The organism is Gardnerella coleohominis, assembly GCF_002896555.1.
GTDB lineage: Bacteria > Actinomycetota > Actinomycetes > Actinomycetales > Bifidobacteriaceae > Bifidobacterium > Bifidobacterium vaginale_F.
Genome location: NZ_MNLH01000007.1, coordinates 43,829 through 58,393, shown reverse-complemented (window position 1 = coordinate 58,393; position 14,565 = coordinate 43,829). Strand labels below are relative to the sequence as shown.

Genomic DNA, 14,565 nt, shown 5'->3' with positions numbered 1-14,565 from the left:
TATAAGAGACAGAGGAACGGGAGTAATTTGCCGAGTTCCTTGGCCAGGATTCGCCCGATCGCTTCGGTATACTCTACCAGACCACCAGTGTCGGTTTAGGGTACGAGCGGAATCACACCTCACGTTGAAGCTTTTCTCGGCAAGCAGGATCACCGGAATCAGCCTTACAGCCTACCCATCACGCCTCAGCTTTAACATCCCCCGGATTTACCTAGGAGACAGCCCACACGCTTAGCCACGGAAAACCACCTCCGCAGCCGGCTACCTACCCGCGTCACTCCCACGCTAACCTACTACCGATACAGTCCCAACACAAACCCATCAACAACCCCGAAAGGCAATCAACAAGAAAATGAAGGTTAGTACTCTCAGATTCAGTTCGAACGGTGTAACACCGGTACGGGAATATCAACCCGTTCATCCATTCGACTACGCCTGTCGGCCTCGCCTTAGGACTCGACTCACCCGGGGACGACGAACGTGGCCCCGGAACCCTTAGTCATTCAGCGGACAGGATTCACACCTGTCTCTCGCTACTCATGTCTGCATTCTCACTCCTGTAAAGTCCACGACAAGTTCACACTGCCGCTTCACCCCATACAGGACGCTCTCCTACCCCGCGCGAACTAAATCACGCAGTCGCGTCTTCGGTGGCGTGCTTAAGCCCCGCTACATTGTCGGCGCGGAACCACTAGACCAGTGAGCTGTTACGCACTCTTTCAAGGGTGGCTGCTTCTGAGCCAACCTCCTGGCTGTCTATGCGACTCCACATCCTTTCCCACTTAGCACACGCTTAGGGACCTTAGACGACGATCAGGGCTGTTTCCCTTTTGACGACGGAGCTTATCCCCCGCCGACTCACTGCCATGATAAACCTAACAGGTATTCGGAGTTTGGCTGCTATTAGTACCCGGTATGGGCCCGCAAGCATCCAGTAGCTCTACCCCCTGCAAGCAATAACATGACGCTGCACCTAAATGCATTTCGGAGAGAACCAGCTATCACGGAATTTGATTGGCCTTTCACCCCTAACCCCAAGTCATCCCCCCAGTTTTCAACCTAGGTGGGTTCGGTCCTCCACACGGTCTTACCCGCGCTTCAACCTGCTCAGGGCTAGATCATCCCGCTTCGGGTCCAGGACATGCGACTCAAACGCCTTTTAAAACTCGCTTTCGCTACGGCTCCCCCACCCGGGTTAGCCTCGCCACATACCACTGACTCGCAGACTCATTTTTCGATAGGCACGCCGTCACCCCATTAAAAAGGCTCCGACGGATTGTAAGCGCACGGTTTCAGGAACTATTTCACTCCCCTCCCGGGGTGCTTTTCACCTTTCCCTCACGGTACTAGTACACTATCGGTCAGACAGGAATACTTAGGCTTACCCAACGGTCTGGGCAGATTCACGCGGGATTCCACGAGGCCCGCGCTACTTGGGAATAAACATAAAGAGACATCGCACGACAAGCTACGGGGCCATCACCCTCTACGGCTGGGAATTCAATCCCATTCACCTAGCACGACATTTTATCACTCTTCTCAACCCCGTCAGAGGCTGAACAATCAATCCCACGACCCCGAGCACGCAACACCTGACGGTTATCACACGCACCCGGTTTAGCCTGATCCGCTTTCGCTCGCCACTACTCACGGAGTATCCTTTCCTGCAGGTACTGAGATGTTTCACTTCCCTGCGTACCCCCCATGCAAAACATGGTGACCACTCATAACAATGGCCGGGTCTCCCCATTCGGAAATCCTCGGATCAAAGCCCACTCGGCAGCTCCCCGAGGCATATCGCAGCCCGTCACGTCCTTCATCGGTCCTGTCTACCAAGGCATCCACCATACGCCCTTACCAGTAATACAAACTAATAAGACCTACCAGCAAAATACTCTAGACAACTAATCATCACACTAAAAGATCATAAAACGATCAAGACGACTCCACCAAAATGGAGCCGGTTGAAATTGATAAAAGTAAAAACAAGCAAAACCAAAAATAGTCTCACTATTCTTACTCGCGTCCACTATCCAGTTCTCAAACCACCACAACACCACGAAACACAACACTAACAAAAACGTTAACGCGCATCCCATGAGTCACAGACTACAACCCCAAAACAAGGGGGGTGGCAATCCGGGAACCCAAAAACATGCCCAAACCACTCACAATAAAAAGCTAACTATTGTTTTCCACACCAGTAACCACACTCATCTGAGCGTGCACAAAAACTCCGTAGAAAGGAGGTGATCCAGCCGCACCTTCCGGTACGGCTACCTTGTTACGACTTAGTCCCAATCACGAGCCTCACCTTAGACGGCTCCATCCCAAAAGGGTTAGGCCACCGGCTTCGGGTGCTGCCCACTTTCATGACTTGACGGGCGGTGTGTACAAGGCCCGGGAACGCATTCACCGCGACGTTGCTGATTCGCGATTACTAGCGACTCCGCCTTCACGTAGTCGAGTTGCAGACTACGATCCGAACTGAGACCAGTTTTAAGGGATTAGCTCCATGTCACCATGTCGCAACCCGTTGTACTGGCCATTGTAGCATGCGTGAAGCCCTGGACGTAAGGGGCATGATGATCTGACGTCATCCCCACCTTCCTCCGAGTTAACCCCGGCGGTCCCCCGTGAGTTCCCGGCATAACCCGCTGGCAACACAGGGCGAGGGTTGCGCTCGTTGCGGGACTTAACCCAACATCTCACGACACGAGCTGACGACGACCATGCACCACCTGTGAACCTGCCCCGAAAGGAAACCACATCTCTGCAGTCGTCAGGCACATGTCAAGCCCAGGTAAGGTTCTTCGCGTTGCATCGAATTAATCCGCATGCTCCGCCGCTTGTGCGGGCCCCCGTCAATTTCTTTGAGTTTTAGCCTTGCGGCCGTACTCCCCAGGCGGGACGCTTAACGCGTTAGCTCCGACACGGAACCCGTGGAATGGGCCCCACATCCAGCGTCCACCGTTTACGGCGTGGACTACCAGGGTATCTAATCCTGTTCGCTCCCCACGCTTTCGCTTCTCAGCGTCAGTAACAGCCCAGAAACCTGCCTTCGCCATTGGTGTTCTTCCCGATATCTACACATTCCACCGTTACACCGAGAATTCCAGTTTCCCCTACTGCACTCTAGCCCGCCCGTACCCGGCGCAGACCCACCGTTAAGCGATGGGCTTTCACACCAGACGCGACGAACCGCCTACAAGCTCTTTACGCCCAATAATTCCGGATAACGCTTGCGCCCTACGTATTACCGCGGCTGCTGGCACGTAGTTAGCCGGCGCTTATTCGAAAGGTACACTCACCCGAAAGCTTGCTCCCAATCAAAAGCGGTTTACAACCCGAAGGCCTTCATCCCGCACGCGGCGTCGCTGCGTCAGGGTTTCCCCCATTGCGCAATATTCCCCACTGCTGCCTCCCGTAGGAGTCTGGGCCGTATCTCAGTCCCAATGTGGCCGTCCGCCCTCTCAGGCCGGCTACCCGTCGAAGCCTAGGTGGGCCATTACCCCGCCTACAAGCTGATAGGACGCGACCCCATCCCATGCCGCTAAACACTTTCCCAACAAAACATGCGTCAAGTTGGAGCATCCAGCATTACCACCCGTTTCCAGGAGCTATTCTGGAGCATGGGGTAGGTTGGTCACGCATTACTCACCCGTTCGCCACTCTCACCAACCAGCAAGCTGGTCAGATCCCGTTCGACTTGCATGTGTTAAGCACGCCGCCAGCGTTCATCCTGAGCCAGAATCGAACCCTCCACGAAAAAATTCAATGAAGAGCCAAAACAAGGCTCCAAAAAAATAAGAAAAAGACGAGATATTCTTTAAGGAAAAAACATCCCACAAAACCTCACCATCATTTAACCATTTCTCAGGCACCCTGCAACCTGCAAGGCTGACAATGAACTGGCAATAATTAACTAAATAAGTAGTACAGACACGCTTTTGAGTTCTCAAACCACCACCACACCAGCCGGCTCATCAACCCCAACCGAGGAGAACCAGCCGCGCTGAGCAGCAAGAGATAAACTTACACCAAACCAAGATTAAATGCAAACCCAACCAGTAAAACAACCCCAAAACCATTGAAAACAAGCCAAAACACCGGCGTGTCGAAAAACCACAATCAAACAACAATCAATCAGTCTCAAACCGGCTTGCGCCACAAAACCACACTTAACTAATCAATCAACCAATTACTCAACCAATTAATTAGGCATAAGTCCTAATCAATCAGCCTCAAGTCCAAACAACTCAGCAAATCCAAAAACATCAATGTTTCCATACTTCTCAACTAGCTGCATCCAGCGCATAGAATTGCTTTCGCCAAATCGCGCAGCTTTGCGACGATACGCATCCGCACTCAAAAAACGAGGAGGAATTGATTTACTGTTATATTTATCCGCAACCATAACAATTTCTTGCTCAACAGTTTGCGGAATATAATCACCAGCAGGAAGCGGCAAATTTTGCGCAATAACTTGCTCACGTGTCAACCCAACACCAGTATGATTACGAGCAAATTGAGCAATATCTTCACTAAAGCCATTATCAATTAAATATTTATAACCGCGCAAACCATGCAAAATGTAATTAGGGCCATCAAATCGCAATTCGCTGCCATCGTTTTCGCTGCCATCTTTAGCAAGCACAAAATACGTGCCTATATCGTGTATCAATCCACCAATAAAAGCAGCATATTCATCAATATAAGAATCAGGAGCAAATCCACCTTTAATTGGAGGTAAGTCACAATACTTGTCCCCAATAAGCTTTTTAAGACAAGCTTGAGCAAACTCCGCACGATTAGCTAACTCGCTATTAACACTCTTAGAGTCAAGCAACATATTGCAATGATGCGCGATTTGCCAAGATATAGTTGCGATTATCGCGCAATGGCCATGAATAAGATCATAAGCGGAAGAAGAAGGCGCAGTAATCAAATGCAATTTTTCTACTTCACTGAAATCAGGTAAATTAGCCAATTTCTCCGAATTGCATTTAGCTAGATTTTCTGCGCCATTTTCCATTTTTAAAACTCTTCCTTAAAACTCTTCATTATTTTTTAGAAGAATCTTCCTTAGCCTTAGCAGCATCTTCCTTAATTTTAGCCGCATCTTTTTCAGCCTTAATAGCATCTTTTAGCAAAACTGGATCAATATTCCCAGTATTCGCCAACTTTTCATCAGCAAACATCACCTTAGCTGCTGCAATATCTCGCGCATTCATAACGGCAGTCTGCTCAGCGTCAGCAGGCCTACTATCTTTCACAGGAATATCTGTTTCAACAGCAGAAGCTCCTTGCAAAGATTGCACTGCTCGTTGCGCACAATCCTCACGCTTCAAACGCGGAGGCCTACGAGTAGAAACGAACAATGGCTGAACTTCAACAATAGGATTATAAGGAGCTAAACCAAACCATTTAACAGGAGTACCAGCAATATGTCGAATCGCGTACTTCATATTCAACGACAAAGCACCGCGCACAGAAACATTTGACTCAGGCATTAAAGCTTTGTGCAAAAGCACGTAACGAATTGGACCAATATCCGGATCCGCATCAACCTTCGGATAAACAGACTTCTGCTGCGGCAATTCGCCAGTATGCGAAAGATCATGCATAATTTGATGCAAATAAGCAGGAATAGAAGGAGAAACCTTAAAACCTAACTTAATTTTCACGCGGAACAAATAATCAGTGCCAAAATTCTCCACACAATATTCGCGAGTAAAAGGAGCATCATCCGTTTCAACAGAAACAGCCCACCACGCGCGAGCACGTTTAGGATGATCAGCAAAAATCGAGAAGAAAATACCAGTATCCAAACGCTTCATTTCGCGATCAGACGTCAAATACACGATATTATCCGCAAAATACGGAATACGAAAATCGCTGTGTAATTTGTCTAATACCGGCAAGAAATCCTTAGGCTTCATATGCAAACGCTGGGAACGCTCAATCTTAGTGCCATCTTTCCAAGTGACCATAATGATCAAAATCGAAGCGCCAAGAAGCACAGTGAACCAACCACCATGCATAAACTTTGCCAGAGAAGCCACGAAGAACATAAATTCTATGACAAGGAACACAACCGAGAATACAAAAGCACCAAAGCGTTTCTTCTGATACCACATTCGCACAGCAAGAAGCGTAGTCGTAGCAATCATCGTCACAGTCAAAGCTAAACCATACGCGCCAGAAATATGCTCAGAATCACGGAACACAGCCAAAACCGTTAATGTCGCAACACATAAAACAACGTTTACAACTGGAATATACAACTGTCCGCGAGTACGCGCAGGATAACGAACCTGAAGATGAGGCATCCAATTCAAGCTCGTTGCTTCAGAAACCATAGTGAAAGCACCAGTAATCAAAGCCTGAGAAGCGATAATACCGGCTGTAACAGAAAGAACAACTGCTACATATCGCAGATTTGGACTAAGCATTTGGAAGAATGGATTTAAACCTTCAGTCGACCATAAAGCTTTATCGTTTTGATGCCTTAGCATCCATGAACCCTGACCAAAGTAATTAAGAATAAGCGCAACTTTAATGAATGGCCAAGTTACATAAACATTTCCTCTACCAACATGACCCATATCTGAATACAACGCTTCAGCACCGGTAGTTGAAAGGAAGATTGTACCCATAACAGCAAGTCCAGCAAAGTTATGTGTACTAAACAGGAATTTAATGCCATATACAGGATTAAGAGCTTCAAAAATAGTGAAATCTGTACCTATATTCATAATTCCGACAAGCGCAAGGAACGCAAACCAAATCATGACAACAATGCCAAATACTTTGCCGATTCTCTCAGTGCCGCGCTGTTGAACAGAGAATAAAACAACGATGATAACAACAGTAATCATCAAAGATAAATTAGTATTCTCCATAAAAATTGGCTTAAAAGCGTCAATTGTACGCAAACCTTCAACTGCAGAAGATATTGAAACTGCAGGAGTTAGTACAGAATCCGCCAAAAACGCTGCACCGCCAAGCATTGCAGGTATAGCAAGCCATGCTCCACGTTTGCGAATTAAAGAATAAAGGGCAAAAATACCACCTTCACCCTTGTTATCTGTACGCATTGCTACGAAAACGTATTTAACAGTCGTAATTAAAGTAATAGACCAGAAAACCAATGAAAGCATTCCAAAAATTGCTTCACGATTAATATTCTGCAATCCGCCTTGCCCAGCTAAAAATGTTTGAGCTGTATACAAAGGAGAAGTACCAATATCTCCATAAACAACGCCAAGCGCAACAATCGCCATGCCGAAAGTAAATTTATCGGAGCTAGTCTGGATTTTAGCCCACAAACGCCCGATAGGACCGCGTACTGCACTGTCAGCAAGCTTTTCAGCTTCTTTTACTTCTTGCGCTTGTTGCTTAGCGATTACTTCGCGTTCTTCACGAGTGGTCGTTTTCTGTGAAACTTTCGGCGCTTTAGTAAATGACGCTGCGCGCAAAATAGCAGATTTTGAGACTTTACCAGAATCTTTCGCACCATTGCGAGGATCCTTTGTACCTTCTTTCGTTGGTACACTAATGCGTGACTTAGTCATGCCAGATTCCTCCATAGCTAAGACCTATCCCATCACTTAGGGGAGTTACATACGGCCTTATTTAACATACAGCATTATTTAACTCGTACTTGGATATTGTATACAACAATAGATATATAGCGCAAAAGATCCCGAAAAAACCTTGAAAAACAAGGGTTTTGTACTTCTAGAATCCGTAGACTTTTTTAGTGTTTTCGCGAGTGATTTTCGCCGCATCCGCTAACTGCATATTTAAAACTTCAGCAAGAACTTCCAGCGTATAAGGAACCATATAAGGTGCGTTTGGCCGTCCGCGATAAGGCATTGGCGTTAAATAAGGCGCATCGGTTTCAACAGTTATATGCGATTTTCCGATTATAAGAGCTGATTTACGCAAATCTTCATTGCCTTTGTAGCTTATCGTTCCAGAAAAACTTGCATACCATCCATGCTCTTTGAGTATTTCTGCTAAATCTACGCCACCAGCATAGCTGTGAAATACTGTTCGCTCAGGAGCGCCATCTTGTAATAAAACCTTTACTACGTCTTCGTGAGCGTCACGATCGTGAATTTGCAAAGGCAAGTTCAATTCTTTTGCGAGCGCAATATGATCTCGAAAAGCCTCTATTTGTGCTTCTCTCGCAGTCTCTCCTGTACGAAAGTAGTCTAAACCGGTTTCGCCTATTGCCACTACTTCTTTGGGATGCTCTACTACTAGCGAACGCAAATGTTGCATTGCTTCGTCAAATGGAATATCGTGATACGGCTTATAAACTATCGGAAGTCCGTCAGGTCCTTGAGCGCCTTTATGCCCATGTAGTACTGCTTCATTCGGGTGTATTGCGATTGCTGCACGAACTGAATTTTCATGCGCTTGAGCGAATTTAATCGTCGGCTCCCAGTCTGGATATTCACATCCGACTTCTAGCATGTGTGAAACGCCTGCTGATTTTGCTTGAGTAACTAAGTCGTCTGCAGTAGGTTCTGCTATTAAATCGCGCCCTTTTTCTGCTAATTCTTTGTTTAAATTATGTGCAAAATCCACAACGCTAAGCATATGCGTATGATCGTCTGCAATTGTTAGGCCTTCTTTAAGCAAATTTTCCCATATTGCAGATTGTTCTGTTAACGCTGGTGCCCAGTTGTGTTCGCGATGATGTTTACTCATACTATTAGTTTACCCACGAAACTTCACGCTAAAGAAACTTCTTATTTAATAAATCAACTACTTATTAGTGCTCGCGAAACTTCTTATTTAGCATTTTTAGCATCTTTAGCATCTGTAGCATTCACACAACAGACTGACGAATCGCTGCATATTGCGATTCCACAAGACGATAGTAAGATCCTTTCGCCGCCATAAGCTCCTTATGCGTACCACGTTCCACAATTTGCCCATGATCGATTACGCAAATTAAGTTAGAGTTTTCAATAGTTGACAGCCTGTGAGCGATTACGAAAGAAGTGCGATTTTTAAGCAATTGAGCTAATCCTGCTTGCAGTGCTTCTTCTGTGCGAGTATCAATATTGCTTGTCGCCTCGTCGAGAATAAGAATTCGCGGATCTGCAAGTAATACTCGCGCAAAAGATATAAGCTGACGCTGGCCTGCAGAAAGAGTAGCTCCTCGCTCCTCAATTTCAGTATCGTATCCGTTTGGTAATCCTTCAATAAACTCGTGCGCGTGCACAACTCGAGCCGCAGCTTCAATTTCTTCGTCTGTAGCATCAAGTTTCCCATAACGAATGTTTTCACGGACTGTTCCACTGAAAATAAAACTATCTTGCAGCATGACGCCCATTTGCTTGCGCAACGAAGCCAAAGTTACAGAGCGCACATCGTGACCGTCTATAGTAATCGAACCTTCAGAAACGTCGTAGAATCTGGAAAGAAGACTTACAAGAGTTGTTTTTCCAGCACCAGTAGGACCTACAAGAGCTACAGTAGTTCCAGGCTCAACATGCAAATCAACCAAATTTAATATTGGCTTTCCATCATCTTCGTAGCGGAATACTACGTCATTTACATCTACTTTGCCTTTAATTTGCGGCAATTCTTCAGCATCAGGCTTATCTACAATATTCGGCTTAATTCCTAGCGTTTCAAAAATTCGCTCCAAATAAACTGAACATGTTACAAGTTGCGTGTAGAAATTACCAATATTTACTACTGGATCCCAGAATGTAGTCGAATACCATATAAATGCGATAAGCGTACCAGTGCTTACATTCATTGCACCAACGTTTGTTATGCCAACATAGTACAAAAGCGCTATTGCTGCAGTTTCAATAACTGAAGCTCCAGGCCAAAGAAGCAACTGCACTCTAACGTTTCGCATCCAAGCACTTCTTACTTCTGATTGCTGCTCTTGGAAAGTATTATATGCCGTCGCTTCACGAGCAAAGGTCTGTGTTGTTTTTACGCCTGCAATTGATTCGTGCAAATATGCGTTCAAATTACTTTGCTTATTTGATAATTTTTTAGACGCCTTTTTTTGCAGAATTTGCAAAGTGCGAGTCCAGATTATAAATATTGGGAATAACACTAAGCTCCACAATGCCATTCGCCAATCTATAACAAACATTGTGATTAACGTAATAATAAGCACAAAAACATCAGAAAATACGTTAATTAAACCTGAAGAAAGCGTGTCAGAAAGCGTATTAATGTAGTTCACAATGCGAATTAAAATTTTCCCGTGCGGACGCGAATCAAAATAATCAAATGATAGTGACTGCACGTGAGTGAAAATATCGCGGCGCATATCTTTAATAATCAGCTGTCCTAGGCGCGTTATTGCCAGCGTCCTGTACGCTAAGCCTAGTTCGTAAAGCACAATAAGTAATGCGAATACAGCAATAACCATGTAAAGATATGTGACGTTTTTACTTGGCAAAACTACATCTATAAGAATTTTTGTAATCATTGGCATTGCAGTCATAATTATGCTTCCACTAATTACGACTAGCACTACGCGCACTAATTGCCATATGTACGGCTTTATGTATGCCCGGACGCGTAGCAGTTCATGAACGTTAACGTGTTCTTCTTGACTTTCGTCTTGATCGTAAGTATTACGTTGCGCCATCTGCTACTCCTCCTTCGTTTCAAATCCTGCAGAAATACCCGTTTGCAAGCCAAGCTGCTTTCGGTAAATCTCCCAATAACGCCCGTGCGCTGCAACAAGTTGAGCGTGCGTTCCACGTTCCACGATTTTCCCGTGATCTAATACAACAATCATGTCTGCATCTTTAACGGATGAAATTCTGTGTGCAATTGTGATTATTGTGCGCGTGCCATCAAGCTTTTTTAACTCCTGTTGAATATGCTCTTCTGTTTCCATATCTACAGCGGAAGTTGTATCGTCCATAATCAAGATTGCAGGATTATTTGCCAATGCGCGAGCTAAACTTAAACGCTGCTTTTGCCCACCCGAAAGACCTACTCCGCGCTCACCTACTACCGTTTCATAGCCTTCTGGCATATTCATAATGAAATCGTCTGCCGCAGCAATTCTAGCCATTCTGCGAATAGTGCTATCTAATTCCTTGCGATTTTCTTTATCTTTAGGAAGGCCGAAACTAATATTCCCTGCAATAGTGTCAGAAAACAGGAATGTTTCCTGTGCAACTATGCTAACTTGGTTGCGAACAGTTTCTAGAGGCCATTCGCGAACGTCTTTTCCGTCAATTAAAACGCGTCCACTCGTAGGATCGTAGAATCTTGCGATAAGACTTACAAGAGTTGATTTTCCAGAGCCTGTTTCACCAAGAATACCCAATTTACTTCCTGCTGGAATATCTAAATTAATATCTTGCAAAACCAAAGAGTCCTGATCATCAGGGAACGCAAACTCAACATTTTCGAAGGTAATCTCACCTTTGACTTTAATACTTTCTTCTGCATTCTTCGGAAGATTAATATGCGATTCTTGCGTAAGAAGCTTGCGAATATTCACACATCCTGCATTAAAACGCTGCCAATCGTTTATAAGCCAACCCACCATTCGTACAGGCATATGAAGCATCCAAAGGAAGCTATTAAAAGTGACGAATGTACCTAAAGTCATGTTGCCGCTCAAAACCAGCCAACCGCCGAAGCCTACTGTTATAAGCTCAAGCACAAAGCCCATTCCATCAAGCCATGGCATGTATTTTTGAGTGTTTTTTGCAAGAGTAATATTTCGATTAAAGTAATCTTCGTTGCACTCGTCAAATTTTTTAGTTTCGTAATCTTCACGCACAAAAGCTTTTACAACGCGATTCCCTTCAATATTTTCCTCAACCATTGAATTCATACGAGCGAAAGATTCACGAATTGCAAGGAATTTCGGCCTAGCATTTTTGCCCATAATTTTTGACAGTATGAACAAAAATGGCGTAATCGCCATAAGCGCTAATGCAAGCTGCCATTGGATTGATACCATTATGACTAATGCGAATACGAACATTACTACGCAATCTAAAGCCATATACGATACCCAACTAAGCACATGACGAATTGCATCCGTATCAGAAGTCATGCGGCTCATAATGTCGCCTGTGCGCGTGTGATTAAAGTACGTAAAATCGAGAGAATGAAGCTTTTCGTACTCGTCGCTTACAAGTCGGTATACAGTATTCTGCCCAAACTTTTCCATTAAAAGCTGGTAAATATACCTAGATCCAACTCGCACAATCATCATAGACACCATTAATATGCATGTGCCAATCAGCAAATTATGTTGTTTGCCAATAATGATTTTGTCTACTATAAAGCCTGAAAGCAACGGCATTGTCATTGCCATTGTGTCGTTGATTATAAATAGGAAAATAGAAAGCCAAACTTTCCACATATCTGGCTTGCAATATTGCAATATCCAGCGCACGTTACTCGCGTCTTTGCGTTTAGTTGGGTTTACGTACATGCGCTGTTCTCTCCTTCATTCGCACAAATAAAAACAAAATAAATTTAATAATTATATGGATAAAGACAAAAACATGTGGCACGAAGCCATAAGACCACGCGCCACATGCTATCGTTAAGCAACTAGCTTAGTAAATCTGTGCGATTTATTGCTACAAATTTACTTACTTCTGCCAACCCATGTCCTCAACAAGAACGCTAGCATAACCAGAAGGACCGGCGTTAGCAAAGCCCTTCTTGTAAGCCTGGTAGGTTGGAGGAGCGGAAACTGGGATGGTGCCGTATTCAGCGAAGGCCATAGCCTCAGCCTTGTTGGACAAAGAAATCTGCTCGTTGTAATCGTAGGTCTTACCAACCTTAGCGAAGACTGCATCGATTTCCTTGTTACCAGTACCAGCGAAGTTGGAATCAGAAGTGGAGTTGTAAAGCTGGGAACCAGCGGCCAAGAAGCTTAATGGAGATGGGGAAACCCATGCCATTGGAAGCACCTGGAAGTCGTGGTTAGTTACAGTCTTTGCAAACTTAGCGGCAGGCTTGTTAACGGTTTCGCACTTGATGCCAGCTTCCTTCATCATGGACTGGAATGCCTTAGCAAGAGAAGCCTGAGTAGAGTCATCGCCGAAGAAGGTGAAGGAAATCTGAAGAGTCTTTCCGTCCTTCTCGTAGTAGCCACCCTTGCCCATCTTGTAGCCAGCAGCTTCAAGAGTCTTCTTTGCGTTAGCAACGTTGTACTTAGATTCAGCTGGGAGATTGTTCTTGTAACCAGCCTGGAACATGGAAACAAGCTCAGAACCTGGCTGTTCGCTCTTCCAGTTCATACCCAAGAACTGAATCTTGTTGTAGCTATTAACGTCGAAGGCCTGAACAACAGCCTTACGTACAGCCTTATCCTTAAGTGCTCCAACCTTAGAGTTGAAGTTCAAAACGCGAATCTTGGTGCTGTAACCGTAGCGAAGCTGGGCATTTTCTACCTTGCGAACAGCGATGATGTTATCGCTTGAACCGACAGAATCGAGAGAATCAATCTCACCATTCTTGAATGCGTTCAAAGCAGCAACATCTTCCATGCGCTTTACAACAACCTTATCAAGCTTTGCCTTCTTGCCCCACCACTTTGGATTACGCACGAAAACAACCTGATCTTGAGTTACAGACTTAACCATGAATGGACCTGCACCCCATTCATTGTGAGGATTGTCAACCCAACCCTGGTTGAATGTCTTAGGATCAGTAGCCTTTGGATGAACCAGTGGAGCAAAGAGCAATTCCCAAGTTGCGCATGGCTTCTCATAAGTCACAATAACTTGCTTAGGGCTGGAACCCTTTTCAACGCTCTTAATGCAATCGTAGCCTTCGGTGCTTGGAACAGAATATGCTTCGTTCTTTCCGTTCATAGCCTGCCATGTAGCCTTGAAAGCAGTGTAATCGATGTCAGTGCCATCATTCCACTTAGCCTTTGGATTCAAATCGTACTGAACTACGAGAGGCTTGTCGCTTACCTTCTTAACAGAAGTGATGTAATCAGGGTTATACTTAACCTTTTCACCCTTAACAGTGTCGTAATAAGAAAGTGATGGCTGGTAGAATCCCCACAAAGTATTCATGTAAGCAGTGTTACCATCGTTGGAAGCGTAGTTCCAGTTTGGACCGATGTTAGAGAGTGCAAACGTGTAAGTGCCGCCATCTTTAATGTTTTCACGTGGCTGTGGATTATCGTAGCGCTTGTCAATCTCTGGCATTGGTAAAGTACCAGTGTAGGTAGATTCAACACCTGCAGCTGGTTCAGCCTTAGAGACGTCACCTGCGGAAGTATTCTTTCCGCCACATGCGCCGAGCAGCATTGCTAATGAAAGAGCAGCTGCTGCAAATACAGTCAGTTTACCTGCATTTGTTTTTTTCATGATTCCTCTCATTCCCCGGATGATGTCCTATTTCCGGTATGTTGTTAGAGTATATCTTGTCATATGACATTTTGATTACGATTACTACCAACATCCACATTATGAACATTTGTTAATTGAATTTTTAGTTAACGAAATGTTAATTCATACGTATAAAATCAAAAACTAAAAATTTTTTAGTTAATTTTTACTAAAAAACAAAATA

Annotated in this window: 6 protein-coding genes and 2 rRNA genes; all 8 read right to left on the bottom strand. The window is 44.8% G+C overall.

Going from position 1 to position 14,565, the window contains the following annotated elements; all coding sequences use genetic code 11:
- Nucleotides 1–1,868, bottom strand: a 23S ribosomal RNA gene (locus tag BFS05_RS06915); the annotation flags it as partial.
- Between the two features lie 374 nt (nt 1,869–2,242).
- Nucleotides 2,243–3,769: ribosomal RNA gene (locus BFS05_RS05930) — 16S ribosomal RNA — on the bottom strand.
- Between the two features lie 465 nt (nt 3,770–4,234).
- Complete coding sequence (locus BFS05_RS05925; RefSeq protein ID WP_103085045.1) at nt 4,235–5,035, bottom strand: HD domain-containing protein; 801 nt, start codon at nt 5,033–5,035, stop codon at nt 4,235–4,237.
- A 28-nt stretch (nt 5,036–5,063) separates the two neighbouring features.
- Nucleotides 5,064–7,577, bottom strand: a complete 2,514-nt coding sequence (locus BFS05_RS05920) for a KUP/HAK/KT family potassium transporter (protein ID WP_103085044.1) — start codon at nt 7,575–7,577, stop codon at nt 5,064–5,066.
- Nucleotides 7,578–7,743: 166 nt separating this feature from the next.
- Nucleotides 7,744–8,724, bottom strand: a complete 981-nt coding sequence (locus tag BFS05_RS05915; RefSeq protein WP_103085043.1) for a TatD family hydrolase — start codon at nt 8,722–8,724, stop codon at nt 7,744–7,746.
- 121 nt (nt 8,725–8,845) lie between these two features.
- Nucleotides 8,846–10,642 (bottom strand): ABC transporter ATP-binding protein, encoded by a 1,797-nt coding sequence (locus tag BFS05_RS05910; RefSeq protein WP_103085042.1) that lies wholly within the window; start codon nt 10,640–10,642, stop codon nt 8,846–8,848.
- 3 nt (nt 10,643–10,645) lie between these two features.
- On the bottom strand, nt 10,646–12,460 hold the full coding sequence (locus tag BFS05_RS05905) for an ABC transporter ATP-binding protein (protein ID WP_103085041.1): 1,815 nt from the start codon (nt 12,458–12,460) through the stop codon (nt 10,646–10,648).
- Nucleotides 12,461–12,623: 163 nt separating this feature from the next.
- On the bottom strand, nt 12,624–14,360 hold the full coding sequence (locus BFS05_RS05900; protein ID WP_180978620.1) for an ABC transporter family substrate-binding protein: 1,737 nt from the start codon (nt 14,358–14,360) through the stop codon (nt 12,624–12,626).
- Nucleotides 14,361–14,565 lie beyond the last annotated feature (205 nt).